Annotated in this window: 24 protein-coding genes and 1 tRNA gene; 10 read left to right on the top strand and 15 right to left on the bottom strand. The window is 46.8% G+C overall.

Going from position 1 to position 25,033, the window contains the following annotated elements; translation table 11 throughout:
• The first annotated feature begins 251 nt into the window (after positions 1-251).
• Positions 252-1,409 (top strand): glucans biosynthesis protein MdoC, encoded by a 1,158-nt coding sequence (gene mdoC / locus BEB54_RS05770; protein ID WP_105277110.1) that lies wholly within the window; start codon positions 252-254, stop codon positions 1,407-1,409.
• A gap of 7 nt (positions 1,410-1,416) precedes the next feature.
• Here the strand turns inward: mdoC and clsC are convergent, their stop codons facing one another.
• The 6 genes from clsC to csgB form a co-directional block, all read right to left on the bottom strand.
• Positions 1,417-2,898: a cardiolipin synthase ClsC gene (gene clsC, locus BEB54_RS05765; RefSeq protein ID WP_001353293.1), complete on the bottom strand. Its 1,482-nt coding sequence runs from the start codon at positions 2,896-2,898 to the stop codon at positions 1,417-1,419.
• Positions 2,840-3,373, bottom strand: coding sequence for an O-acetyl-ADP-ribose deacetylase (gene ymdB, locus BEB54_RS05760; RefSeq protein ID WP_000857405.1), 534 nt, complete (start codon positions 3,371-3,373; stop codon positions 2,840-2,842). The genes clsC and ymdB overlap by 59 nt, the downstream gene beginning before the upstream one ends.
• A 94-nt stretch (positions 3,374-3,467) precedes the next feature.
• A complete protein-coding gene (gene ymdA / locus BEB54_RS05755) occupies positions 3,468-3,779 on the bottom strand; it encodes a protein YmdA (RefSeq protein WP_000489582.1) in 312 nt (103 codons plus the stop codon).
• A gap of 120 nt (positions 3,780-3,899) precedes the next feature.
• A complete protein-coding gene (gene csgC, locus BEB54_RS05750) occupies positions 3,900-4,232 on the bottom strand; it encodes a curli assembly chaperone CsgC (protein WP_000992818.1) in 333 nt (110 codons plus the stop codon).
• Between the two features lie 58 nt (positions 4,233-4,290).
• Positions 4,291-4,746, bottom strand: a complete 456-nt coding sequence (gene csgA / locus BEB54_RS05745; protein ID WP_000771422.1) for a curli major subunit CsgA — start codon at positions 4,744-4,746, stop codon at positions 4,291-4,293.
• 40 nt (positions 4,747-4,786) lie between these two features.
• On the bottom strand, positions 4,787-5,242 hold the full coding sequence (gene csgB / locus BEB54_RS05740; protein WP_001360656.1) for a curli minor subunit CsgB: 456 nt from the start codon (positions 5,240-5,242) through the stop codon (positions 4,787-4,789).
• A gap of 754 nt (positions 5,243-5,996) precedes the next feature.
• On the opposite strand from csgB, the gene csgD reads away from it, so the two are divergent.
• Genes csgD through csgG form a run of 4 tightly spaced genes read left to right on the top strand, consistent with a single transcriptional unit; the run spans position 5,997 to position 8,342 of the window.
• Entirely contained in the window at positions 5,997-6,647 is a 651-nt protein-coding gene (gene csgD, locus BEB54_RS05725; RefSeq protein ID WP_000481500.1) for a biofilm master transcriptional regulator CsgD, read from the top strand.
• A 4-nt stretch (positions 6,648-6,651) separates the two neighbouring features.
• Entirely contained in the window at positions 6,652-7,041 is a 390-nt protein-coding gene (gene csgE / locus BEB54_RS05720) for a curli production assembly/transport protein CsgE (RefSeq protein ID WP_000833288.1), read from the top strand.
• A gap of 24 nt (positions 7,042-7,065) precedes the next feature.
• Positions 7,066-7,482: a curli production assembly/transport protein CsgF gene (gene csgF, locus BEB54_RS05715; protein ID WP_001264088.1), complete on the top strand. Its 417-nt coding sequence runs from the start codon at positions 7,066-7,068 to the stop codon at positions 7,480-7,482.
• A 26-nt stretch (positions 7,483-7,508) separates the two neighbouring features.
• Positions 7,509-8,342, top strand: coding sequence for a curli production assembly/transport protein CsgG (gene csgG / locus BEB54_RS05710; protein ID WP_001189321.1), 834 nt, complete (start codon positions 7,509-7,511; stop codon positions 8,340-8,342).
• A gap of 63 nt (positions 8,343-8,405) precedes the next feature.
• On the opposite strand, the gene BEB54_RS05705 is transcribed toward csgG, so the two are convergent.
• From BEB54_RS05705 to ghrA, 4 genes are all read right to left on the bottom strand, one after another.
• Positions 8,406-8,897, bottom strand: coding sequence for a DUF1097 domain-containing protein (locus BEB54_RS05705; RefSeq protein WP_001340063.1), 492 nt, complete (start codon positions 8,895-8,897; stop codon positions 8,406-8,408).
• Between the two features lie 101 nt (positions 8,898-8,998).
• Entirely contained in the window at positions 8,999-9,553 is a 555-nt protein-coding gene (gene ycdY / locus BEB54_RS05700; protein ID WP_001001911.1) for a molecular chaperone YcdY, read from the bottom strand.
• Between the two features lie 23 nt (positions 9,554-9,576).
• Positions 9,577-10,314 carry a zinc-binding phosphatase gene (gene ycdX, locus BEB54_RS05695; RefSeq protein WP_000283664.1) on the bottom strand — a complete coding sequence of 246 codons (738 nt, stop codon included), beginning with the start codon at positions 10,312-10,314 and terminating at the stop codon, positions 9,577-9,579.
• Between the two features lie 54 nt (positions 10,315-10,368).
• Entirely contained in the window at positions 10,369-11,307 is a 939-nt protein-coding gene (ghrA, locus tag BEB54_RS05690; protein WP_105277109.1) for a glyoxylate/hydroxypyruvate reductase GhrA, read from the bottom strand.
• A gap of 233 nt (positions 11,308-11,540) precedes the next feature.
• Between ghrA and BEB54_RS05685 the strand changes: the two genes are divergently transcribed.
• Positions 11,541-11,628: transfer RNA gene (locus BEB54_RS05685), tRNA-Ser, on the top strand.
• A gap of 465 nt (positions 11,629-12,093) precedes the next feature.
• On the opposite strand, the gene BEB54_RS05670 is transcribed toward BEB54_RS05685, so the two are convergent.
• Positions 12,094-13,461 carry a GGDEF domain-containing protein gene (locus tag BEB54_RS05670; protein WP_000409829.1) on the bottom strand — a complete coding sequence of 456 codons (1,368 nt, stop codon included), beginning with the start codon at positions 13,459-13,461 and terminating at the stop codon, positions 12,094-12,096.
• A gap of 589 nt (positions 13,462-14,050) precedes the next feature.
• Here BEB54_RS05670 and pgaA point away from each other — a divergent pair.
• Genes pgaA through pgaD form a run of 4 tightly spaced genes read left to right on the top strand, consistent with a single transcriptional unit; the run spans position 14,051 to position 20,234 of the window.
• Positions 14,051-16,474 (top strand): poly-beta-1,6 N-acetyl-D-glucosamine export porin PgaA, encoded by a 2,424-nt coding sequence (gene pgaA, locus BEB54_RS05665; RefSeq protein WP_105277107.1) that lies wholly within the window; start codon positions 14,051-14,053, stop codon positions 16,472-16,474.
• An 8-nt stretch (positions 16,475-16,482) separates the two neighbouring features.
• The gene (gene pgaB / locus BEB54_RS05660) at positions 16,483-18,501 is read left to right on the top strand and encodes a poly-beta-1,6-N-acetyl-D-glucosamine N-deacetylase PgaB (protein WP_032183911.1); all 2,019 of its coding nucleotides are present in this window, start codon (positions 16,483-16,485) and stop codon (positions 18,499-18,501) included.
• On the top strand, positions 18,494-19,819 hold the full coding sequence (gene pgaC, locus BEB54_RS05655; RefSeq protein ID WP_000610451.1) for a poly-beta-1,6-N-acetyl-D-glucosamine synthase: 1,326 nt from the start codon (positions 18,494-18,496) through the stop codon (positions 19,817-19,819). Before pgaB ends, pgaC begins: the two co-directional genes overlap by 8 nt.
• A gap of 1 nt (position 19,820) precedes the next feature.
• Positions 19,821-20,234: a poly-beta-1,6-N-acetyl-D-glucosamine biosynthesis protein PgaD gene (gene pgaD, locus BEB54_RS05650; protein WP_001061101.1), complete on the top strand. Its 414-nt coding sequence runs from the start codon at positions 19,821-19,823 to the stop codon at positions 20,232-20,234.
• A gap of 49 nt (positions 20,235-20,283) precedes the next feature.
• Here the strand turns inward: pgaD and phoH are convergent, their stop codons facing one another.
• The 4 genes from phoH to efeU all read right to left on the bottom strand — a co-directional run bounded on the left by phoH (position 20,284) and on the right by efeU (position 25,018).
• Positions 20,284-21,072: a phosphate starvation-inducible protein PhoH gene (gene phoH, locus BEB54_RS05645; protein WP_000533536.1), complete on the bottom strand. Its 789-nt coding sequence runs from the start codon at positions 21,070-21,072 to the stop codon at positions 20,284-20,286.
• 653 nt (positions 21,073-21,725) lie between these two features.
• Positions 21,726-22,997: an iron uptake transporter deferrochelatase/peroxidase subunit gene (gene efeB, locus BEB54_RS05640; protein ID WP_105277106.1), complete on the bottom strand. Its 1,272-nt coding sequence runs from the start codon at positions 22,995-22,997 to the stop codon at positions 21,726-21,728.
• 5 nt (positions 22,998-23,002) lie between these two features.
• On the bottom strand, positions 23,003-24,130 hold the full coding sequence (efeO, locus tag BEB54_RS05635; RefSeq protein WP_105277105.1) for an iron uptake system protein EfeO: 1,128 nt from the start codon (positions 24,128-24,130) through the stop codon (positions 23,003-23,005).
• 57 nt (positions 24,131-24,187) lie between these two features.
• Positions 24,188-25,018 (bottom strand): iron uptake transporter permease EfeU, encoded by an 831-nt coding sequence (efeU, locus tag BEB54_RS05630; RefSeq protein ID WP_000497942.1) that lies wholly within the window; start codon positions 25,016-25,018, stop codon positions 24,188-24,190.
• Positions 25,019-25,033 lie beyond the last annotated feature (15 nt).

The following is a 25,033-nucleotide window of genomic DNA, read 5'->3' as shown; positions in this document are numbered from 1 at the left end:
ATTGCAACCGTTTTCACTTTCCGTGCTTCTCCTAAAGACAGAAGCATCGACTTCGTGTAGGGTTTGCCAGCAAATTTATTTATCAACCGTCTTACAGACGCTTCCATTCTGGTTAGTGGTAGCGATGATGCTATGCATAAAAACCTTGAAGCCTGCGTCTGGCGCGGTCAGGTCGGTGTCGCTATGGCAACAAGCCTAAAGGCATAACCCGACAGGGATAAGACGAAAAATCCGAGATTAGTTAACCATATATGAATCCAGTACCCGCGCAACGTGAATATTTCCTCGACTCCATCCGCGCCTGGCTGATGTTGTTAGGGATCCCTTTTCATATTTCTTTAATCTATTCGAGCCATACATGGCATGTGAATAGCGCCGAACCGTCATTGTGGCTGACCCTTTTTAATGACTTCATCCACTCGTTCCGCATGCAGGTATTTTTCGTTATATCCGGGTACTTTTCCTACATGCTTTTTTTACGCTATCCCTTGAAAAAATGGTGGAAAGTACGTGTCGAACGTGTAGGGATCCCGATGTTAACAGCCATCCCCCTACTGACATTGCCGCAATTTATTATGCTGCAATACGTCAAAGGGAAAGCGGAAAGTTGGCCTGGACTGTCATTGTATGACAAATATAATACGTTGGCCTGGGAATTAATATCGCATCTGTGGTTTTTATTGGTGCTAGTGGTCATGACGACGCTGTGCGTATGGATATTTAAACGCATCAGAAATAATTTAGATAATTCTGATAAAATGAATAAAAAATTCTCGATGGTAAAATTATCGGTGATTTTTTTGTGCCTCGGCATCGGTTATGCGGTAATAAGAAGAACGATTTTTATTGTGTATCCACCCATTCTGAGTAACGGCATGTTCAATTTTATTGTCATGCAAACGTTATTTTATTTGCCGTTCTTTATCCTCGGCGCACTGGCTTTCATTTTCCCTCATCTTAAAGCCTTGTTTACCACGCCGTCTCGTGGCTGTACCCTTGCAGCAGCATTGGCGTTTGTCGCTTATTTACTCAACCAGCGCTATGGCAGTGGCGATGCCTGGATGTACGAAACCGAGTCGGTGATCACCATGGTCCTCGGTCTGTGGATGGTGAATGTGGTCTTCTCCTTCGGCCACCGTTTGCTTAACTTCCAGTCAGCGCGGGTGACTTACTTTGTTAACGCATCGCTATTTATCTATCTGGTTCACCACCCGTTAACGCTGTTTTTCGGCGCGTACATTACACCGCACATCACCTCCAACTGGCTTGGTTTTCTCTGTGGCCTGATATTCGTAGTAGGGATTGCGATAATTCTGTATGAAATTCATTTACGCATCCCGTTACTGAAGTTTTTGTTCTCTGGTAAACCGGTTGTTAAGCGTGAGAACGATAAAGCACCAGCCCGTTAAGCCGCGTTTACAATAACCATTCCACAGGCAATATCGACGCCAGTCTGACCATAACCCGCTTCCAGAAACTGGTAGCGGGTTCTTTTTTGAGAACAATTTCTTTCTTTGCATGACGATCAACCCAGTTGATCCGCCCCCACCTGTCCAGACGGAGCTGCCAGGCCGCATCATACTGGCTCTGAATAAAGCGTTTATCAATTAACTGTGCCAGCGTTTCGCTCTCTATCACGAACCCCATTTCAGTATTGAGCAATGTCGAACGTGGATCGAAATTGAAAGAGCCAATAAACACCGTTTTACCATCGATGCTAAAGGTTTTAGCATGCAGGCTGGCACCGGAATTACCGGTTATGCCGCGATCGTGTAACGTACTACTTTGTTCACGCGTCGGCTTGAGTTCATATAATTCCACGCCGTAGCGGAGCAATTTTTTGCGCCAGCGCGCGTATCCGGCATGGACGACAGCAACATCGTTAGCGGCAAGAGAATTGGTTAGGATCGCAATCTTTACCCCTTTTCTCACCATCCGTAAGAGTTGCGCCACACCTGCGCGTGTCGGTACAAAATAGGAAGAGATAATATCGATGCGTTCACTGGGTGAGCCCATGATATCGAACAGGCGCTGCGGTAACAGTGAATGCCGTTTTGCCTTGCCTTCCCCTTTCGCCGGATCATCACTTAATAAACGTGTTTTCGCCCAGATAAGCGGCAACGTTCCATCAACCAGATGATTTATAAACGGGCTGGATTCCATTTTGCGTAAATAACGATGCGTCATGGCATCGTCATGCCAGGAGGCGGGTAACTCGATGCGATCCGCCATTTCACCTTCCGGGACATCCAGCACCTGCTGTAAGGGTGAAACCGATTTACAATACCAGTAGCGGGCGAAATCATCGGCAACGTCCTCTACAACTGGTCCTATTGCCATGACATCTAAATCCGAAAAAAGTGGCTCTTCCCCTGCACCAAAATAGGCATCACCAATATTTCGTCCCCCCACCAGAGTCACCACACCATCGACGGTGAAACTTTTATTGTGCATACGGCGATTGAGACGGGAAAAGTCGGTGATATAACCAAGCGGACGTAGCAGTCGAAACGAAAAAGGATTAAAAAGCCGGACTTCAATGCGGGGATGACTGTCAAGCAAGCGTAAAATGTCGTCAAGTCCGGGTGTATTGTTGTCGTCCAGCAACAAACGGACGCGAACGCCACGCTTTGCTGCGGCTAACAGGGCGGAAAACAGTAACCGACCCGACATATCGTCCTGCCAGATGTAATACTGAACATCCAGCGTATGCTCTGCCATTTCGGCCAGACGATACCGGGCGGCAAACGCATCCAGACTTTTCTCCAGAGGAAAAAGGCCACACTGACCGGGATGTTGCGAACACAGTGGCAGCACCGCGCTCGCCAGCCGGGGCAAATCATTCATCTCCTTGTTGGGTAAGGAGTCTTTCGTAGAGGTGGGCGTTTTCTTCATCATAACAGACAAAGTATACCTGTTCGGGTAAAGCGTGACGGGTAATAAATTCTGAAACGGTTTTTACTGCGATTTCAGCCGCTGCCGCACGAGGGTAACCATAAACCCCAGTACTAATTGCAGGAAAAGCCACTGACGTATAGCTGTTTGCCGCCACCAGTCGTAGGCTATTGAGATAGGCATCCTGCAAAAGCTGGTCTTCGTTTTGTTCACCACCACGCCAGACTGGCCCGACGGTGTGCACTACGGCTTTAGCGGGAAGATCGCCTGCAAGCGTAATAACGGCATGCCCCGTAGGGCAATCGCCCTGCTGTTGCCTGACTTTTAAACAGGCATCCAGAAGGGCCGGACCCGCTGCGCGATGAATGGCTCCATCGACGCCGCCGCCTCCCATTAATGACGGATTAGCCGCATTCACAATCACATCAACGGCCAGTTTGGTAATATCACCCTGCACAACATGAATACGCGTTTTCATAACGCCTCCTTACACCTTCTTGTTTCTTAAGTGTACAGCAGGCTTTTTGGTTAAATCGCATTTTTCTGCTCAGCAAGGTGAGTTGTTCAGAAACTTAGTTATATTCGATGTTCATTACAGCCAGCTTTTTCTGTTTATCAAGATACTGCACTTTTACTGAGGCTATTTGCGCGTTTTTGACATTGCCGCTCATTAACGCTTTGCTGGAATAGGTTCTGCCCGGAACAGAGCCATTCTGTGGGCAGTTCATTTCTACGGGTGATGACTGGGTGCTGACGTCACATGCCGGTTCCACAATTTGGCCATAAAAATGGATCACGCCCCCTTGCGCGGTGCTTCCTGCGATGGCAATAAAAGGAAAAAACAAACTGCCGAGCATAAGAGAGTTTAAAAAAGGTCTGAACATTTATTCTATTTCCTCAATGATTAGTCATCCTTGAGGGTTGTGTTATCCATACTTTCAGGTTGGCTGATCCGCAGCAGACCATTCTCTCCAGATTCATCTTATGCTCGATATTTCAACAAATTAAGACTTTTCTGAAGAGGGCGGCCATTGTTGTGATAAATGAAGTGACTGTCCATCAGAAACAGTAACAACTATTTTCACCCGATCGTCCGGGGAAATATTTAAACTCAACTTCGTCAAAGCAATGGGTTGATTAGCAGGCAATGAGAGGGTCTTTTCTTGCTTCGTCTGACTTTGCCCTGAACTGCCTTCGCGCAGGGACAATATTTGTACTCTGCACAGACAAGATTGAGTAAGAGTGACTTCAGGAATAATGGTGTACATATCCCCTTGCTGGGTCGTATTAAAGGTTATCTGACTGGAAAGTGCCGCAAGGAGTAATAACGCATTCATATTCTTCTCCCGAAAAAAAACAGGGCTTGCGCCCTGTTTCTTTAATACAGAGGATGTATTAGTACTGATGAGCGGTCGCGTTGTTACCAAAGCCAACCTGAGTGACGTTAACGCTGGAGTTAGATGCAGTCTGGTCAACAGCAGCACCGTTACCGCCACCGAACTGTTTAACAGTCATAGTAGAATCTTTACCATTCCACTGATCAAGAGTAGCGCTGTTGCCGAAACCACGCTGAGTCAGATCGATTGAGCTGTCATCAGAGCCCTGACCAACATCTGCACCGTTACCGCCACCGTGCTGGGTAATCGTCAAGTCAGAGTTACGAGCATCAGTTTGCAGAGCAAGTGCAGAGTTACCACCACCGTACTGGTAAATATTCAGCTCTGAATTTGGGCCGCTATTATTACCGCCACCACCATGGTGACCACCACCGCCATACTGAGGAATAGAACCTGCCAGAGCGCTACCAGAGAATACGATTGCTGCAATTGCTGCTACTTTTAAAAGTTTCATGTAAAACCCCCATCGGATTGATTTAAAAGTCGAATGAAAATTAACGTTGTGTCACGCGAATAGCCATTTGCGACTGTCTCTGCACTACAATTGCCGTTTTTTGAGTACCATACTGTGTAATATTTGCTTTATTACCAGAACCTTTCTGGATAATCATCGCAGTATTACCATAAGCACCTTGCGAAATACTGGCATCGTTGGCATTGCCCGCCTGATCAATATATGCAAGGTTATAATCTCCTGTCTGGTCAATCTTTGCCCGGTTGCTACTACCTTCTTGCGCAACAACCGCCAAAAGTTTTGAGCCTCCCTGCCGTAACTGAGCACTATTATTAGTCCCAGCTTGACCAATTATGGCTGCCTGATTAAATGAAGACTTACTCAATTCATTTACCGCGAAGTTATATTCTGAATTAGCTAAATCATAACCTGCTGCGGCTGCAATCCCAGGCGCACCCAGTATTGTTAACATCATAAATAACAATTTGTTTTTCATGTTGTCACCCTGGACCTGGTCGTACATTTAAGAAATTAAATCATTTCAACTTGGTTGTTAACGCAACCTGTATTTTGTTAACGCTGCGTTACGATGGAAAGTATGTCTGCGGAAATATTTTTAATAACTCACCCGCGCGTTGTATTTTTCTTTTTTTGTTCATACCAAAGTATTAAAACCCACGTAAATACGCTGTTATCTACGCAAAAAAATATTTTGTTTTCTTTTAAATTTCGGTTTTCCGCAATCAAAAATCACCAGACAGTCATTCTTCTTGCCCGTCGCTGATTGCTGCGATATGTCTTGCGCACAAGCCGTGACAAACCTCGTCTTTTTGCAGTAAAAAATTGTCCACGGAGGTGTGGAGAAAAAACAAGAACGTTTTACATGACGAAAGGACTACACCGAAATATTTTTTATATGCATTATTAGAAAGTTAGCACCATTTGTATGATTTTTTAAAATTGTGCAAGAAAAACCAAATGTACAACTTTTCTATCATTTCTAAACTTAATAAAACCTTAAGATTAACATTTTAATATAACGAGTTACATTTAGTTACATGTTTAACACTTGATTTAAGATTTGTAATGGCTAGATTGAAATCAGATGTAATCCATTAGTTTTATATTTTACCCATTTAGGGCTGATTTATTACTACACACAGCAGTGCAACATCTGTCAGTACTTCTGGTGCTTCTATTTTAGAGGCAGCTGTCAGGTGTGCGATCAATAAAAAAAGCGGGGTTTCATCATGTTTAATGAAGTCCATAGTATCCATGGTCATACATTATTGTTGATCACTAAACCTTCTTTGCAGGCGACAGCTCTCTTGCAGCACCTTAAACAATCGCTGGCAATTACAGGAAAATTACATAATATTCAACGTTCTCTGGACGATATATCTTCAGGTTCTATTATTCTTCTGGATATGATGGAAGCGGATAAAAAGCTTATCCATTATTGGCAGGATACTTTGAGCAGGAAAAACAACAATATCAAAATATTGTTGCTAAATACGCCTGAAGATTACCCGTACCGCGACATTGAAAACTGGCCTCATATCAACGGCGTTTTTTATGCCATGGAGGATCAAGAACGTGTTGTCAATGGGTTGCAAGGCGTCCTGCGCGGCGAATGCTACTTTACGCAAAAGCTTGCCAGTTACCTGATTACGCATTCAGGTAACTATCGTTATAACAGCACGGAATCAGCCCTCCTTACTCATCGGGAAAAAGAGATCCTGAATAAGCTGCGTATCGGCGCGTCTAATAACGAGATCGCTCGTTCGTTGTTCATCAGCGAAAATACGGTTAAAACGCATCTTTATAATCTTTTCAAGAAGATAGCCGTAAAAAACCGGACTCAAGCGGTTTCCTGGGCAAACGATAACCTCAGGCGATAAAGCCATGAAACGTTATTTACGCTGGATTGTGGCGGCAGAATTCCTGTTCGCCGCAGGGAATCTTCACGCCGTTGAGGTAGAAGTCCCGGGCTTGTTAACTGACCATACTGTTTCATCTATTGGCCATGATTTTTACCGAGCCTTTAGTGATAAATGGGAAAGTGACTATACGGGTAACTTAACGATTAATGAAAGGCCCAGTGCACGATGGGGAAGTTGGATCACAATAACGGTCAATCAGGACGTTATTTTCCAGACTTTTTTATTCCCGTTGAAAAGAGACTTCGAAAAAACTGTCGTCTTTGCACTGATTCAAACTGAAGAAGCACTAAATCGTCGCCAGATAAATCAGGCGTTATTGAGTACGGGCGATTTGGCGCATGATGAATTCTAAATAAAAAATTGTTCGGAGGCTGCAATGCGTGTCAAACATGCAGTAGTTCTACTCATGCTTATTTCGCCTTTAAGTTGGGCTGGAACCATGACTTTCCAGTTCCGTAATCCAAACTTTGGTGGTAACCCAAATAACGGTGCTTTTTTATTAAATAGCGCCCAGGCACAAAACTCTTATAAAGATCCGAGCTATAACGATGACTTTGGTATTGAAACGCCATCAGCGTTAGATAACTTTACCCAGGCCATCCAGTCACAAATTTTAGGTGGGCTACTGTCGAATATTAATACCGGTAAACCGGGCCGCATGGTGACCAACGATTATATTGTCGATATCGCTAACCGCGATGGTCAATTGCAGTTGAATGTGACGGATCGCAAAACCGGACAAACCTCGACCATCCAGGTTTCGGGTTTACAAAATAACTCAACCGATTTTTAAGCCCCAGCTTCATAAGGAAAATAATCATGCAGCGCTTATTTCTTTTGGTTGCCGTCATGTTACTGAGCGGATGCTTAACCGCCCCGCCTAAAGAAGCCGCCAGACCGACATTAATGCCTCGTGCTCAGAGCTACAAAGATTTGACCCATCTGCCAGCGCCGACGGGTAAGATCTTTGTTTCGGTATACAACATTCAGGACGAAACCGGGCAATTTAAACCCTACCCGGCAAGTAACTTCTCCACTGCTGTTCCGCAAAGCGCCACGGCAATGCTGGTCACGGCATTGAAAGATTCTCGCTGGTTTATACCGCTGGAGCGCCAGGGCTTACAAAACCTGCTTAACGAGCGCAAGATTATTCGTGCAGCACAAGAAAACGGCACGGTTGCCATTAATAACCGAATCCCGCTGCAATCTTTAACGGCGGCAAATATCATGGTTGAAGGTTCGATTATCGGTTATGAAAGCAACGTTAAATCGGGCGGTGTTGGTGCAAGATATTTTGGGATCGGTGCCGACACGCAATACCAGCTCGATCAGATTGCCGTGAACCTGCGTGTCGTCAATGTGAGTACCGGTGAGATCCTCTCCTCGGTGAACACCAGTAAGACGATACTTTCCTATGAAGTTCAGGCGGGGGTCTTCCGCTTTATTGACTACCAGCGCTTACTGGAAGGGGAAGTAGGTTACACCTCGAACGAACCCGTTATGCTGTGCCTGATGTCGGCTATCGAAACAGGCGTCATTTTCCTGATTAATGATGGTATCGACCGCGGTCTTTGGGATTTGCAGAACAAAGCAGAACGGCAGAATGACATTCTGGTGAAATACCGCCATATGTCGGTTCCACCGGAATCCTGATAGATAAAAATGCCGGAATTATCATCCGGCATTTTACTGTTCAATCGAAAGCGTGAGTGCCCCTCACGCTTTATTTTTGATTTGCTGCTCACGGTGAGCCGTCTTTGCACTACGCGCCGCCAGCCACAAGCCGCTGTTTTTCATTGCGTAACCGAATACCAGTCCAAGCGCCAGCGAAGGTAACACCAGTTTCCAGTCACCCTGCCCGGCAAACGTCGCGCATGCGCCTATAAACGTCCCCGGAACAAATGAAAGCAGCAGCTGTTTCGCCTGAATACACATCAGAAACGCGACAATACCGGTTATGACATAACCGAGAATTTCCAGATGTGGTGCCAGTGCACTACCGTAAATAATGACCATCGCCCACACCACGCCACTAAGCAGGGTTGCAGCGGAGATCGCCAGCCCTTTCAGCCCACCTTGCGGGCAGGCAAAGTAGGCCGTACAGCCCAGGAAGCCCGCCCAGCTTAGTAAGCCCAGGGAAACAGCCACCCATCCCCAGATACCGGAGAGAATGCCTGTTGTGATTGCAATAGAGAGAAGTATGTTCATGCCGCGCATGATAGCAGAAAACGCGGCCATGAATGAGATCGAGCACACATTTTATGCAACAACAAATTATCTGTTGCAGTTATGAGTGATGGAGATCACATTTACTCTTCAGAATCTTCTTCCAGCTCGTCCCACATTGCACTAATAGCATCGCGGGTTAGCGGTGCCATGGTGCGCCAGAAAGGCGTAGTTGCATGGGCCTCCACTTTGCCAAGGAACGCACCACACCAGGGTAACAGATACTCACTGAACAGTGTTTCCAGTGCTTCGCTCTCATCTTCCGTTGACTGATCTTCCAGCCAGGAAGCCGCGAGCAGCAATGTACCGATGTGATCGGCTGGCGTATCCGCTAATGGCATCCCTCGTTCGGAAAGAAAAGCGCGCACTTCCGCTTCCGTCGCGCCCTCAACCCATGCGCTACGATATGGCGGCACAGCACATTCATCGCCGATAAACAACGCATTGTATTCGGCAGAGACTTGCGCCATATCACAGCTTTTCTGTAAACGTGTCAGTAACTCATCCTGCTCCAGTGGCCAGTTCGCAGCCAGTTTCCCCTCACGAATCAGGGTAAACAGCGGCACCAGTAAAGGATCTTGCGGTTGGCGGTAATAGAGCGAACCCAGCACACGACAGAGGATAGAAAACTCGTTCATTAATATATTTCCATGACTAGTAATTAAAGGTCTGCAAATTCCGCAATCGGTGCCATACCACGAGATTCAAGGAAGTTCAGTAAGCGGCGCGGAGAAACATTCAAAATGCGCTCTGGCGGAAAATCTACCGCGTCGAGGATTTTAAGACACTCTTCAAATTCACCCATGGTAAACGCGGTGTGAGAATCCGAGCCTAATGCCACCCAACCTCCAGCGTCACGTACCGCTGCGGCTACCGCACGACAGTTGTCTTCACTGCCCTTACGTGAGTGTAAAAATGAGGAATTATTGATTTCCAGCGCCACCTGATGTTTCGCAGCTGCTTCAGCAACGGCTTTAACATCTATTTCATATTTCGGATTTCCGGGATGGCTTATTATATGCACATTGCCGCTGGCGATAGTGGCGATCATCGCTTGCGTATTGGTCGCTTTGTCATGCGGCGCAAACACCGGCTCATGAAAACCGGCAATAATCAGATCCAGCGAATCAAACATTTTGCCGCTGCAGTCAATTTCACCATCAACATTTTTAATGTTAGCTTCGATGCCGCGCAGGATCCCTACCCCATCAACCACTCGCGGCCAGATACGCATGTTAATGAAGTGCCAGTGATGCGGCGCATCTTCCATATCCGGGCCATGATCGGTGATCGCAAAAAGTTTAATGCCCTTTTGTTTGGCCTGGGCAATGTAATCACTCAATGTGCTATATGCATGCGTGCTGGCAACGGTATGCATATGAAGGTCGACGGGATACATAACTCTCTCCTGTATTCAATTCCCGCCAAGGATAGCAGGAAACCTGATGCTTTATTAGTAGCCACGTGCGCGGTCGACTTGCCCGCAGACCCTCTCCCCTTTTTCGAGCTGGGCAATGTTGCGAGAAATGTACTCCACAGCTTCAGCGGGACGGGTAATCGCGGCGACATGTGGTGTTATCGCCACGCGTGGATGTTGCCAGAGCGGACTTTCCGGCGGTAAGGGTTCGCGATTAAAAACATCCAGCATTGCACCTTTAACTTTGCCGCTATCCAGCGCCGCGAGCAGGTCATCTTCCACGACATGAACACCACGCGCCAGGTTGAGGAGATACGCGCCATCCGGTAATTTTTCGATTAATTGTTGATTAATAATGCCGACGGTTTCAGGGGTATTCGGTAACAAATTAATCAATACCCGGCATTGGCTCAGAAATGCAGAAAGTTCTTCCCGTCCGGCAAAACTTTGCACGCCAGGCCACGATTTACGGGTTCGACTCCAGCAACGCTGCGGGAAGCGCCAGGTTTGCAGACTCTGTGCAACTTTACTGCCCAGTACGCCTGCGCCCAAAATGCCGATGGTAAAATCTTCCCGATGATATTCAGGCAGCGGTTGCCAATGCGAACTATTTTGCTGAATGCGATAATCGTCAAAACGTCGAAACCAATGCAGCACCTGACTGACAGCATATTCCTGCATTTGCTCGCCCATACCGGTATCTTCCAGGCGAAAAAGTGGAACAGAAGGTTTCAGCATATCAGGGTGAGCCTGTAACTTGCTCAAAATAGAATCAACACCGGCCCCGAGTGCAAACACCGCTTTAAGATCTCGCCCTGCCAGCATTTCAACAGGAGGATGCCAGACTAAAGCATAATCAGCAGAGTCATTATCTCCGCTTTTCCATGCTCTGACTCTTGCCTGAGGAATAGCTTTGCGCAGTGCCTCAATCCACCATTGGGTATCGAACGTTGGGTGATAAAAGATGATGTCCATACTGACTCCCGAAAAGCGTTGCGCGAAATTTATTCGCACTTATCGTTATGATCTACAAAGGCCACCAGCATAACAAATCCGTGGTCGGTGGCAAAAAAAGCAGATTTCGCTTATTAAAACTGCATATTGATTGAAGTTTGAATAAACGCGCGATTTTTTTAAAAAGTTTGTTGACCTCAGGTCATGATTTCCCTAAATTAGCGCCCGTTCCAGCAAGACAGGAACGACAATTTGGTGAGGTGTCCGAGTGGCTGAAGGAGCACGCCTGGAAAGTGTGTATACGGCAACGTATCGGGGGTTCGAATCCCCCCCTCACCGCCATCTTTAAAGAAGAGCTCGTACGAAAGTACGGGCTTTTTTTTCGTATATTGCACACACCGGGGGGATGAGAAGCCCCGACAGGGGTTCGACAACTGGCGACAGCCAGTTGGACAGACCGAGAACGCAGTGAGCGGGCTGCCCGCAGGGCGAGCGAAGCGAGTCAATCCCCCCCTCACCGCCATCTTTAAAGAAGAGCTCGTACGAAAGTACGGGCTTTTTTTTCGTATATTGCACACACCGGGGGGATGAGAAGCCCCGACAGGGGTTCGACAACTGGCGACAGCCAGTTGGACAGACCGAGAACGCAGTGAGCGGGCTGCCCGCAGGGCGAGCGAAGCGAGTCAATCCCCCCCTCACCGCCATATTTAAAGAAGAGCTCGTACGAAAGTACGGGCTTTTTTTTCGAATATTGCACACACCGGGGGATGAAAAGCCCCGACCGGGGTTCGACAACTGGCGACAAACTCAATCATCATCCTTGCAGTTGATAAGAATTTCTGCCTCTTTTACAACTATCTTATTACGTCCGGTTTCTTTCGCTTCATATAGTGCATTATCAGCCATTCGATAGATTTCATTCGGATTTAACGCACTTCCCTGAGTCACCACAGCGCCAATGCTAATCGTCACTTTTTGCGGTATGGCGTATTCAGGATTATCGCCTGTCAAACGCTCTACATTTGCCCTTATCCTTTCGGCTAAAACTTTCGCGCTTTCAGTATCGGTCTCCGTCAGCAAGACGCCAAACTCTTCGCCGCCAACGCGTGCTAAAAGGTCATTTGGTCGTATGCTTTTCCCAATGATGCTCACCACTGTTTTTATCACCTGATCGCCAACCGGATGCCCCCACGTATCGTTAACTTTTTTAAAGTGATCGATATCCATAATCATGACACAATAAGACGTTTTTTGGGCTGATGCTGATTGAGCCTTCAGTTCATTGAAAAAATAATTCCTGTTAAATATATTAGTTAATGGATCGCGATGGGCAATGTTCTTTGTTACTCGTAGCGCACTGAAAATATGGCACATAAATATTACCATAACGGTTAATTTACTGACTACTTCAATAGTGCGGCTAATATACCAAGTGGACACACTATACCTGCTCATAAATAACAGAGAGATATTATACAGCACGGCACAGAAAGCAATCACTGATACTCCATTCCAGATATCACAGCGTAAACCATTAAAGTATAGATTAACCAAAAGCAAGATTAACCACATGAAAATCATTATGGTAACATATGAGGTTTTCCAGACTACCTGACCATTTTCATTGGTTAACTCGGCAATATGTAAACTGTAGTCATCATAATGACTACTTAGCATGTGAGCAACTGCCGCCCCCCCAAAAATAAAAAACAGGCTTATACACAATGTCATTTTTTTGGAAAAAAAACAGCGTTTCTTATTGTTTTCACTAACTTTATTCACCAGCGCTAGCAATATTAACATGCACAAACTCATCTGACGAAACAAATAATAAATTGCAATATCATTTTGTACAACGCTGCTTATCAAATGCCCCTCAATAAATTGCTGAATGATAATGACAGTTTTAACAAAGTAAATCAAACAACTCAGAAACGCTAAACTAAGTATACAGTTTGAAAATTGCACACGATCATAAATGAAATACAATTGCATGAAAATAAATGCAACGGTATCGATAAAAAATAAAGCAATCATAACCATTAGATAGGTTGATCGTGGAACAACCTCCTCAACGGTTGGCTGATTAAACCAACTATTTACCAAAACGAATGCAAGCCCAAACAATAAGCTCACCAATACAGTACTACTAATTCCCAAATAGTCTTTTTCCATAAAGCTATACCAACCTATAAGTTGTAGATCCCTTTCTATTATTAATAGATATAAGAACTGTACTGTTGTCAATATTAAAATCCACCACAAACAATACCAATGATGATAGTTGCAGACCGCAATTATTATTACCTTAGTGCTTTATACATTCTTCGCGACAAGACAGGCTTGCAAATACATATAAATGGTTATAAGGAAATCCTTATAAAACATTAATTCATAGATATATTAGGAATAACAATTGAATCCGTGAGTACAGTAACGCTGCATTTCATCAGGACTTTCGAAAAATCCGATATCATGCATCGGAATTTACTGATTTAATTATTTTAATCCTAATTTATTTTGAAAAAGGCATTGGGATTTATGCCGTATTCCTGAAGTTCCTCATCATTGGAATGGATTTTCGGGCGAGAAAAGGATTTTATATGGATACTCTACTCATCATTTCTTCTTCTCATCATCAACAATTCACGTCTCTCTTCCGCGTTTAATAACGGATTATGATGTGCATAAAAAATATCTTTCGTTTCAGTTACCTGTAATTAGATACAGAGAGAGATTTTGGCAATACATGGAGTAATACAGGATGTATTCAAGTAGCAGAAAAAGGTGCCCGAAAACCAAATGGGCTTTGAAAATTCTTACTGCCGCATTTTTAGCAGCGAGTCCCGCGGCGAAGAGTGCTGTTAATAATGCCTATGATGCATTGATTATCGAAGCTCGCAAGGGAAATACTCAGCCAGCTTTGTTATGGTTTGCACAAAAATCAGCACTCAGTAATAACCAAATTGCTGACTGGTTACAGATTGCCTTATGGGCCGGGCAAGATAAACAGGTTATTACCGTTTACAACCGCTACCGTCATCAGCAATTACCAGCGCGTGGTTATGCAGCTGTCGCCGTCGCTTATCGTAACCTGCAACAATGGCAAAACTCGCTTACACTGTGGCAAAAGGCACTCTCTCTGGAGTCGCAAAATAAGGATTATCAACGGGGACAAATTTTAACCCTGGCAGATGCGGGTCACTATGATTCTGCGCTGGTTAAACTTAAGCAGCTTAACTCTGGAGCACCGAACAAAGCTAATTTACTCGCAGAAGCCTATATCTATAAACTGGCGGGGCGGCATGAGGATGAATTACGGGCGATGACAGGGTCATTACCTGAAAATGCCTTAACGCAACAATATCCCACAGAATACGTGCAGGCATTACGGAATAATCAACTTGCTGCCGCGATTGACGATGCCAATTTAACGCCAGATATTCGCGCTGATATTCATGCCGAACTGGTCAGACTGTCGTTTATGCCTACGCGCAGTGAAAGTGAACGTTATGCCATTGCCGATCGCGCCCTCGCCCAATACGCTGCATTAGAAATTCTGTGGCATGATAACCCTGACCGCACTGCCCAGTACCAGCGTATTCAGGTTGATCATCTTGGCGCGTTATTAACTCGCGATCGTTATAAAGACGTTATTTCTCACTATCAGCGTTTAAAAAAGACGGGGCAAATTATTCCGCCCTGGGCGCAATATTGGGTTGCGTCGGCTTATCTCAAAGAACATCAGCCAAAAAAAGCACAGTCAATAATGACAGAGCTCTTTTATCACAAGGAGACCATTGCCCCGGATTTATCCGATGAAGAACTTGCGGATCTCTTTTACAGCCACCTGGAGAGTGAAAATTATCCCGGCGCGCTAACTGTCACCCAACATACCATTAATACTTCGCCGCCTTTCCTTCGGTTAATGGGCACGCCTACGAGCATCCCGAATGATACCTGGTTACAGGGGCATTCGTTTCTCTCAACCGTAGCAAAATATAGTAATGATCTTCCTCAGGCTGAAATGACAGCCAGAGAGCTTGCTTATAACGCACCAGGAAATCAGGGACTGCGCATTGATTACGCGAGTGTGTTACAAGCCCGCGGTTGGCCTCGTGCGGCAGAAAATGAATTAAAAAAAGCAGAAGTGATCGAGCCACGTAATATTAATCTGGAGGTTGAACAAGCCTGGACAGCATTAACGTTACAAGAATGGCAGCAGGCAGCGGTCTTAACGCACGATGTTGTCGAACGTGAACCGCAAGATCCCGGCGTTGTACGTTTAAAACGTGCGGTTGATGTACATAATCTTGCAGAGCTTCGTATCGCTGGTTCAACAGGAATTGATGCCGAAGGTCCGGATAGTGGCAAACATGATGTCGACTTAACCACCATCGTTTATTCACCACCGCTGAATGATAACTGGCGCGGTTTTGCTGGATTCGGTTATGCCGATGGACAATTTAGCGAAGGAAAAGGGATTATTCGCGACTGGCTTGCGGGTGTTGAGTGGCGGTCACGTAATATCTGGCTTGAGGCGGAGTACACCGAACGCTTTTTCAATCATGAGCATAAACCCGGCGCGCGCCTGTCTGGCTGGTATGATTTTAATGATAACTGGCGTATTGGTTCGCAACTGGAACGCCTCTCTCACCGCGTTCCATTACGGGCAATGAAAAATGGTGTTACAGGCAACAGTGCACAGGCTTATGTTCGCTGGTATCAAAATGAGCGGCGTAAGTACGGTGTCTCTTGGGCTTTCACTGATTTTTCTGACAGTAATCAGCGTCATGAAGTCTCACTTGAGGGTCAGGAACGCATCTGGTCTTCACCATATTTGATTGTCGATTTCCTCCCCAATCTGTATTACGAACAAAATACAGAACACGACACCCCATACTACAACCCTATAAAAATGTTCGATATTGTTCCGGCATTTGAGGCAAGTCATTTGTTATGGCGAAGCTATGAAAATAGCTGGGAGCAAATCTTCAGCGCAGGTGTTGGTGCCTCCTGGCAAAAACATTATGGCACGGATGTCGTCACCCAACTCGGCTACGGGCAACGCATTAGCTGGAATGACGTGATTGATGCTGGCGCAACGCTACGCTGGGAAAAACGACCTTATGACGGTGACAGAGAAAACAACTTATACGTTGAATTCGATATGACATTCAGATTTTAAGGATAAATATGTTACGTAATGGAAATAAATATCTCCTGATGCTGGTGAGTATAATTATGCTCACTGCGTGCATTAGCCAGTCAAGAACATCATTTATACCGCCACAGGATCGCGAATCTTTACTCGCCGAGCAACCGTGGCCGCATAATGGTTTTGTGGCGATTTCATGGCATAACGTTGAAGACGAAGCTGCCGACCAGCGTTTTATGTCAGTGCGGACATCAGCACTGCGTGAACAATTTGCCTGGCTGCGCGAGAACGGTTATCAACCGGTCAGTATTGCTCAAATTCGTGAAGCACATCGAGGAGGAAAACCGCTACCGGAAAAAGCAGTAGTGCTGACTTTTGATGACGGCTACCAGAGTTTTTATACCCGCGTCTTCCCAATTCTTCAGGCCTTCCAGTGGCCTGCTGTATGGGCCCCCGTCGGCAGTTGGGTCGATACGCCAGCGGATGAACAAGTAAAATTTGGCGATGAGATGGTCGATCGAGAATATTTTGCCACGTGGCAACAAGTGCGAGAAGTTGCGCGTTCCCGGCTCGTTGAGGTCGCTTCTCATACATGGAATTCTCACTACGGTATTCAGGCTAATGCCACCGGCAGCTTATTGCCTGTATATGTAAATCGTGCATATTTTACTGACCACGCACGGTATGAAACCGCAGCAGAATACCGGGAAAGAATTCGTCTGGATGCTGTAAAAATGACGGAATACCTGCGTACAAAGGCTAAGGTAAATCCACACGTTTTTGTTTGGCCTTATGGCGAAGCGAATGGCATAGCGATAGAGGAATTAAAAAAACTCGGTTATGACATGTTCTTCACCCTTGAATCAGGTTTGGCAAATGCGTCACAATTGGATTCCATTCCGCGAGTATTAATCGCCAATAATCCCTCATTAAAAGAGTTTGCCCAGCAAATTATTACCGTACAGGAAAAATCATCACAACGGGTAATGCATATCGATCTTGATTACGTTTATGACGAAAACCGCCAGCAAATGGATCGCAATATTGATGTGCTAATTCAGCGGGTGAAAGATATGCAAATATCAACCGTGTATTTGCAGGCATTTGCTGATCCCGATGGTGATGGGCTGGTCAAAGAGGTCTGGTTTCCAAATCGTTTGCTACCAATGAAAGCAGATATTTTTAGTCGGGTTGTCTGGCAATTACGTACCCGCTCAGGTGTAAAAGTTTATGCGTGGATGCCGGTATTAAGCTGGGATTTAGATCCCACATTAACGCGAGTAAAATATTTACCAACAGGGGAGAAAAAAGCACAAATTCATCCTGAACAATATCGCCGTCTATCTCCTTTTGATGACAGGGTCAGAGCACAAGTTGGCATGTTATATGAAGATCTTGCCGGACATGCTGCTTTTGATGGCATATTGTTCCACGATGATGCTTTGCTTTCAGATTATGAAGATGCCAGTGCACCGGCTATCACGGCTTATCAGCAAGCAGGCTTTAGCGGGAGTCTGAGCGAAATTCGACAAAACCCGGAGCAATTTAAACAGTGGACCCGCTTTAAAAGTCGTGCGTTAACTGACTTCACTTTAGAACTTAGTGCGCGCGTAAAAGCCATTCGCGGTCCACATGTTAAAACTGCACGAAATATTTTTGCACTTCCGGTAATACAACCTGAAAGTGAAGCCTGGTTTGCACAGAATTATGCTGATTTCCTAAAAAGCTATGACTGGACCGCTATTATGGCTATGCCTTATATGGAAGGTGTCGCAGAAAAATCGGCTGACCAATGGTTAATACAATTGACCAATCAAATTAAAAACATCCCTCAGGCTAAAGACAAATCTATTTTAGAATTACAGGCACAAAACTGGCAGAAAAATGGTCAGCATCAGGCTATTTCTTCGCAACAACTCGCTCACTGGATGAGCCTATTACAACTGAATGGAATGAAAAACTATGGTTATTATCCCGACAATTTTCTGCATAACCAACCTGAAATAGACGTTATTCGTCCTGAGTTTTCAACAGCCTGGTATCCGAAAAATGATTAATCGCATCGTATCGTTTTTTATATTATGTCTGGTGTTATGCATACCCCTATGCGTAGCGTACTTTCACTCTGGTGAACTGATGATGAGGTTCGTTTTCTTCTGGCCGTTTTTTATGTCCATTATGTGGATTGTTGGCGGCGTCTATTTCTGGGTCTATCGTGAACGCCACTGGCCGTGGGGAGAAAACGCACCAGCTCCCCAGTTGAAAGATAATCCGTCTATCTCCATTATCATTCCCTGTTTTAATGAGGAGAAAAACGTTGAGGAAACCATACACGCCGCTTTAGCACAGCGTTATGAGAACATTGAAGTTATTGCCGTAAATGACGGTTCAACAGACAAAACCCGTGCCATCCTGGATCGCATGGCTGCACAAATTCCCCACCTGCGGGTCATTCATCTGGCGCAAAACCAGGGGAAAGCCATTGCGCTTAAAACCGGAGCTGCCGCGGCGAAAAGTGAATATCTGGTGTGCATTGATGGCGATGCGTTATTAGACCGCGATGCGGCGGCATATATTGTGGAACCGATGTTGTACAACCCGCGTGTGGGTGCCGTAACCGGTAATCCTCGTATTCGAACACGTTCTACCCTGGTGGGTAAAATTCAGGTTGGCGAGTATTCCTCAATTATTGGTTTGATCAAGCGAACCCAGCGTATCTATGGAAACGTATTTACCGTTTCTGGTGTTATTGCCGCATTTCGTCGCAGCGCCCTGGCAGAAGTGGGTTACTGGAGTGACGATATGATCACCGAAGATATTGATATTAGCTGGAAGCTGCAGTTGAATCAGTGGACGATTTTTTACGAGCCACGGGCGCTGTGCTGGATATTAATGCCTGAAACGTTAAAAGGGCTGTGGAAACAGCGCCTGCGCTGGGCTCAGGGCGGTGCAGAAGTATTCCTCAAAAATATGACAAGGCTATGGCGCAAAGAAAACTTTCGAATGTGGCCACTGTTTTTTGAATACTGTCTGACGACAATATGGGCCTTTACCTGCCTGGTCGGTTTCATTATTTACGCAGTCCAACTTGCAGGTGTACCGTTAAATATTGAATTGACACATATCGCTGCGACACATACTGCCGGAATATTATTGTGTACGTTATGTTTACTGCAATTTATTGTCAGCCTGATGATCGAGAATCGCTATGAGCATAATCTGACTTCATCGCTTTTCTGGATTATTTGGTTCCCGGTTATTTTCTGGATGCTGAGCCTGGCAACGACATTGGTATCATTTACACGAGTCATGTTGATGCCTAAAAAGCAACGCGCCCGTTGGGTAAGTCCCGATCGAGGGATTCTGAGAGGTTAATATGAACAATTTAATTATTACGACCCGACAATCGCCAGTACGTTTAATGGTTGATTATGTTGCCACAACCATCTTATGGACATTATTTGCTTTGTTCATATTCTTATTCACCATGGATCTGCTGACGGGTTATTACTGGCAAAGCGAGGCCAGAAGCCGACTTCAGTTCTATTTTTTGCTGGCAGTGGCGAATGCCGTCGTGTTAATTGTCTGGGCGCTGTACAATAAGCTGCGTTTTCAAAAACAGCAGCATCATGCAGCCTACCAATATACGCCGCAAGAATATGCAGAGAGCTTAGCAATACCTGATGAGCTCTATCAGCAACTACAAAAAAGCCACAGGATGAGCGTACACTTCACCAGCCAGGGGCAAATAAAAATGGTTGTTTCAGAAAAAGCGCTAGTCCGGGCATAAACACCCAAAACAAAGCCCGGTTCGCCCGGGCTCTGCGCCGATAATACACTTAACTGTATGCATGTAGCGTACGTTGGCAAAGTGCTGAACGTACGCAATCCTCTTTACCGAATCGGACGATCCCGACCATTTCATCTTCTTCGAAACGTTCCAGCGCGTCACTTAATCCGGAGCGCACGCCGCGAGGCAAATCGCATTGCGTGATATCACCGTTGACGATAACCGTCACGTTCTCCCCGAGGCGGGTTAAAAACATTTTCATTTGCGCGGCAGTCACATTCTGCGCCTCGTCAAGAATGACGACTGCATTTTCAAAGGTACGTCCACGCATATAGGCGAACGGCGCAATTTCCACCTTCCCTATTTCCGGTCGCAGGCAATACTGCATAAAGGAAGCCCCTAAGCGACGGACCAGCACGTCGTAGACCGGGCGAAAATAGGGAGCAAACTTTTCTGCGATATCACCAGGTAAGAAACCAAGATCTTCATCGGCTTGCAGAACTGGACGGGTGACGATAATCCTGTCGACATCCTTATGTATCAGGGCCTCTGCCGCTTTTGCGGCACTGATCCAGGTTTTTCCGCACCCGGCTTCGCCCGTAGCGAATATCAGCTGCTTACTCTCAATAGCCTTCAGATAGTGCAATTGCGCTTCATTACGCGCGAGGATGGGCGAGGTATCGCGACTGTCGCGGGCCATACCAATGGCTTCTACGCCGCTCATCTGCACAAGCGAGGTGACCGATTCTTCTTCACGCTGCTTATGGCTGCGCGAATCCCGTCTCAGCACACGTTTTGCCTCGCGACGAGCTTTGATCACTGCTTTTTGTCTTCCCATGGAGAGCACCTTGAGTTGTTTGTATTCATCACACGCGCCGTTGGCAGCGCGATTATGCGCACGAACATCAGAGGGTTGGCTTCCTTGTAAGCCATAGTTTGCTGTTGGATAAAATGCCGAAAAACGGCTACGCACACCGTTTGCGGCGTCGGTAACACGAGTAAAGAGAGGAAGTGAGAAAAATACAGAGTGACGAAGTTGCTACCGGAGGAGAAATCTCCGCGAGTGGTGGAGCCTTGCTTAACAAAACATTGTCCAGAACAGGACGTTACCATCCGCGATCTCCATAGTGACTGACTATCACTGCCGGGAACTTCCGCTGCTACTTAATAAGTACAACAGATCTCGCATTCATTGCAACAATATATTCACTTATATTTAACTATAAAACACCATTTCAGTGACATTAGTTTCTACTGGAAAGATGACAGAGTGATGACAGTGATGAAAAAAGCTGTGTGCTTTCAGCAGGATTCGCATCAGGCATCAACGCACGAACGCCGGATGCGGCGTGAACGCCTTATCCTGCCTACCGAACCCGCACCGATTGTAGGCATGATAAGACGCGCAAACGTCGCATCAGGCATCAGCGCACGAACGCACGAACGCACGAACGCCTGGTACGGCGTAAACGCCTTATACGCCTAAAAACATTAAACCCGCAGTAATGCGCTTCCGAGATAATCGTTCGCGTCCTTCACCCCCGGCAGCGCAAAAAAATAACCGCCGCCGATGGGTTTAACGTATTCCTCCAGCGCCTCGCCATTCAACCTTTTTTGTACTGTCAGGAAGCCCTTTTCCAGATCGTGTTGGTAGCAGACAAACAGCAACCCCATATCCAGTTGCCCGGAGTTGGTAACACCCAACGAATAACTGTAGCCACGACGCAGCATCAGACTAGACTCGCTCTCCGTCGTGCGGGGATTCGCCAGCCGGATATGGCTGTCCAGCGCGATCACCTTCCCTTCCGGATCACTGGCGTAATCGGGAACATCATGCTCATGCTGCATTCCCAGCGGCGCACCGGTTTGTTTGTCGCGACCAAAAATTGTCTGCTGTTCTTTCAGCGGCGTTCTGTCCCAAAATTCCACTCGAAACTGAATCAAACGCACCGCCTGGTAGCTGCCGCCGATAGCCCACGCAGGCTCCTGCTGATCTGCCGTCACCCACACTACTTTTTGCATCAATTTCGCATTTTGGCTGTCAGGATTAGCAGTGCCGTCTTTGAAACCCAGCAAATTTATCGGCGTCTCTTTGCCTTTACTACGCGCTGCGTGGTCGGAAATAAACCCTTCCCGCTTCCAGCGCACACTGAGCAAATCCGGCGTGTGTTTGATGATATCGCGCAGTGCATGGATCACCGTGTCCTGGGTATTGGCGCAAATCTGTAGCAACACATCACCATGACATAACGCCGCATCAAGCGAGTCGTTAGGGAAACGTGTCATCTTCTGCAACTTTTTCGGCATCTGCTGCGCAAGGCCAAAACGCTCATCAAACAATGAGTGGCCCACCGATAACGTGATGGTGAGATTATCGGGCGCAATGTAGCCGCCAAGAATGCCGGAATCGCGTGGCGGCAGGCGTGGATTTGACGTTTCTGGTGCCGCTCCGCCCTGAGTCAGAAAAGCAAAACGCTGAGTCAACAAGCGAAACAATCGCTCAAGATCAGCTTTATCGCTGGCAAGCACATCAAACGCCACCAGCATCATTGCCGCCTGCTGCGGCGTCAGAATACCCGCCTGATGTTCGCCATAAAACGGCTGCGCTTCACTGCGCGCATCCGGTGAAAGCGTCCCCGGCGCACTTAGTGGTTTTTGCGCATGCGCTACCGGGCAACTTCCCGCCAGTGCCAGCGCGCCAATCCCTTTTAGTAAACGTCGGCGTGACGGTTCATTCACGCCGTTTTCATCTTCATACTGCATAACGCTTAATCCAGCCCCAGCACACCGCGAAGTTGCGCCAGATCTTCCGCTAGCGCAGTAATCGGCCCTTTCAGCGCATTACGATCGGCATCGGTCAATTTGTCGTAGGTTTCAAAACCGTCTTTGGTACGGTATTTCGCCAGAATGGTATCGACCTTTTTGAAGTTAGCATCGACTTTTGCCAGCAGTTCCGGGTTGGCTTTTTGTAGTTGTGGACGCAGCAGATCGACAATTTTCTGCGAGCCTTCAACGTTAGCCTGGAAGTCCCACAGATCGGTGTGGCTGTAGCGATCTTCTTCACCGCTGATTTTGCTGGCTGCTACTTCCTCAATCAGTCCGGCTGCGCCGCCGACCACTTTTGAAGGTGGGAAAGCCAGTTCACTGATGCGTTTTTGCAAATCGACCACATCGGTATAAAGCTGGTCAGCATACTGATCCATTCCTTTGGTGGTATTGTCGCCAAACAATGCTTTTTCCAGACGGTGGAAACCGGTGAATTTCGGATCGGCGGCTTTTTGCTCGTAATCATCTTCACGGGCGTCAATGCTACCATCCAGATCAGAGAACAGCTCAGCAATCGGTTCGATGCGCTCATAGTGCTGGCGCGTCGGCGCATACAGTGCTTTCGCTTTTTCTATATCGCCTGCTTTAATAGCGTCGGTAAAGGCTTTGGTGTCGGTCACCAGTTGCGTGGTTTCCGCCATGACATACGCTTTATATGCAGTAATTGCACCACCAAGACTTAACAGCGCATCACTTTGCGTCGCATCCGCCGTTGCTTCACCTTTAACGATCAACTTCCCTTTCGGGTTAGTCAGCAGACCGCAGGTCATATCGTATTCGCCAGGCTGTAAATTCGCCGTCATTTTCTGGCTAAAACCAGGGGCGATATTTTCCCGCTCTTCCACCACCATCACGCCTTTGAGGATCTCCCACTCCAGCGCCTTCTGGCTGTGGTTCTGAATAATGAACTGTGTTTTCCCGGCGTTAACCGTAATGGTCATCGGTTCGCACTGTTTATCTGTCACAGTGACTTTGACCTGCGGAATATCAGCAGCGTTAGCCATAAAAGCAGAGGAGAACAGCGCAGCCACGCTTAATTGCAGTGCACTATGGCGGAAGTTAATGGTCATGACGAGACGATCCCTTTAAAGTATGTTGTAACTAAGCAAGAGTTTGCGTCATTTTCGTTACGCGGAGCGAGACGCTGTCGCCCCTGCGCGCGGCGGCAGAGCAAATGCCACCAGCGCCGGGATGAGATAAATAAACCAGACGGCGACTTCGCTGACGCTCGGCGCTTCCTGATAACCAAAGATACCTTCCATCAGCGTACCGAACAGCGAGTGAGTTGAGAGCACCGCGCTCATATCGAAGGCGATTTCCTGAAAGTGGTTCCACAGCCCGGCTTCATGAAACGCGCGAATAGCACCAGCAGCCAGCCCTGCGGCGACGAAGAGAATAAACAGGCTGGTCCATTTAAAAAACGCGCCAAGATTGAGGCGAATACCGCCCCAGTAGAGCAGGAAGCCGAGCACCACGGCTGTAGCAAGACCGAGCATTGCACCCAGCGGAGGCCAGATACCGACATCTTGTTGAAACGCCGCCAGCAGGAAAAAGACCGACTCCAGCCCTTCCCTTGCAACGGCAAAAAAGACCATCATCACCAGCGCCCAGCCATGATGATTCCCACGCTGCAATGCGCTATCGACTGCCTGTTCCAGTTGCACTTTGACGTTGCGCGACACTTTACGCATCCAGAAAACCATCCAGGTGAGGATCACCACGGCAATCACCGCCACGATACCTTCGAACAATTCCTGCTCTTTTTGCGGAAATTCGCCGGTAGTTTCATTAATGAATATACCCAGCCCCAGGCACAACGCAGCGGCTAGCAACACGCCAATCCACATGACACCAATCCATCGACCTCGCTGGGTACGCTTAAGATAGCTGGCAATCAGGCTGACAATCAGCGCGGCTTCAAGTCCTTCGCGCAACATAATGAGAAACGGAACAAACATGCCACCCACCCTTAA

Origin of the sequence: Escherichia sp. MOD1-EC6021 (genome assembly GCF_002965245.1) — a bacterium.
GTDB lineage: Bacteria > Pseudomonadota > Gammaproteobacteria > Enterobacterales > Enterobacteriaceae > Escherichia > Escherichia coli_F.
The sequence above is the reverse complement of the archived record's forward strand: the minus strand, read 5'-3'. Positions and strand labels throughout refer to the sequence as shown.

Excerpts from the sequence above, each read along its gene's own strand:
- mdoC (WP_105277110.1), top strand. The coding sequence starts at position 252 with ATGAATCCAGTACCCGCGCAACGTGAATATTTCCTCGACTCCATCCGC.
- clsC (WP_001353293.1), bottom strand. The coding sequence starts at position 2,898 with ATGATGAAGAAAACGCCCACCTCTACGAAAGACTCCTTACCCAACAAG.
- ymdB (WP_000857405.1), bottom strand. The coding sequence starts at position 3,373 with ATGAAAACGCGTATTCATGTTGTGCAGGGTGATATTACCAAACTGGCC.
- ymdA (WP_000489582.1), bottom strand. The coding sequence starts at position 3,779 with ATGTTCAGACCTTTTTTAAACTCTCTTATGCTCGGCAGTTTGTTTTTT.
- csgC (WP_000992818.1), bottom strand. The coding sequence starts at position 4,232 with ATGAATGCGTTATTACTCCTTGCGGCACTTTCCAGTCAGATAACCTTT.
- csgA (WP_000771422.1), bottom strand. The coding sequence starts at position 4,746 with ATGAAACTTTTAAAAGTAGCAGCAATTGCAGCAATCGTATTCTCTGGT.
- csgB (WP_001360656.1), bottom strand. The coding sequence starts at position 5,242 with ATGAAAAACAAATTGTTATTTATGATGTTAACAATACTGGGTGCGCCT.
- csgD (WP_000481500.1), top strand. The coding sequence starts at position 5,997 with ATGTTTAATGAAGTCCATAGTATCCATGGTCATACATTATTGTTGATC.
- csgE (WP_000833288.1), top strand. The coding sequence starts at position 6,652 with ATGAAACGTTATTTACGCTGGATTGTGGCGGCAGAATTCCTGTTCGCC.
- csgF (WP_001264088.1), top strand. The coding sequence starts at position 7,066 with ATGCGTGTCAAACATGCAGTAGTTCTACTCATGCTTATTTCGCCTTTA.
- csgG (WP_001189321.1), top strand. The coding sequence starts at position 7,509 with ATGCAGCGCTTATTTCTTTTGGTTGCCGTCATGTTACTGAGCGGATGC.
- BEB54_RS05705 (WP_001340063.1), bottom strand. The coding sequence starts at position 8,897 with ATGAACATACTTCTCTCTATTGCAATCACAACAGGCATTCTCTCCGGT.
- ycdY (WP_001001911.1), bottom strand. The coding sequence starts at position 9,553 with ATGAACGAGTTTTCTATCCTCTGTCGTGTGCTGGGTTCGCTCTATTAC.
- ycdX (WP_000283664.1), bottom strand. The coding sequence starts at position 10,314 with ATGTATCCCGTCGACCTTCATATGCATACCGTTGCCAGCACGCATGCA.
- ghrA (WP_105277109.1), bottom strand. The coding sequence starts at position 11,307 with ATGGACATCATCTTTTATCACCCAACGTTCGATACCCAATGGTGGATT.
- BEB54_RS05670 (WP_000409829.1), bottom strand. The coding sequence starts at position 13,461 with ATGGAAAAAGACTATTTGGGAATTAGTAGTACTGTATTGGTGAGCTTA.
- pgaA (WP_105277107.1), top strand. The coding sequence starts at position 14,051 with ATGTATTCAAGTAGCAGAAAAAGGTGCCCGAAAACCAAATGGGCTTTG.
- pgaB (WP_032183911.1), top strand. The coding sequence starts at position 16,483 with ATGTTACGTAATGGAAATAAATATCTCCTGATGCTGGTGAGTATAATT.
- pgaC (WP_000610451.1), top strand. The coding sequence starts at position 18,494 with ATGATTAATCGCATCGTATCGTTTTTTATATTATGTCTGGTGTTATGC.
- pgaD (WP_001061101.1), top strand. The coding sequence starts at position 19,821 with ATGAACAATTTAATTATTACGACCCGACAATCGCCAGTACGTTTAATG.
- phoH (WP_000533536.1), bottom strand. The coding sequence starts at position 21,072 with ATGGGAAGACAAAAAGCAGTGATCAAAGCTCGTCGCGAGGCAAAACGT.
- efeB (WP_105277106.1), bottom strand. The coding sequence starts at position 22,997 with ATGCAGTATGAAGATGAAAACGGCGTGAATGAACCGTCACGCCGACGT.
- efeO (WP_105277105.1), bottom strand. The coding sequence starts at position 24,130 with ATGACCATTAACTTCCGCCATAGTGCACTGCAATTAAGCGTGGCTGCG.
- efeU (WP_000497942.1), bottom strand. The coding sequence starts at position 25,018 with ATGTTTGTTCCGTTTCTCATTATGTTGCGCGAAGGACTTGAAGCCGCG.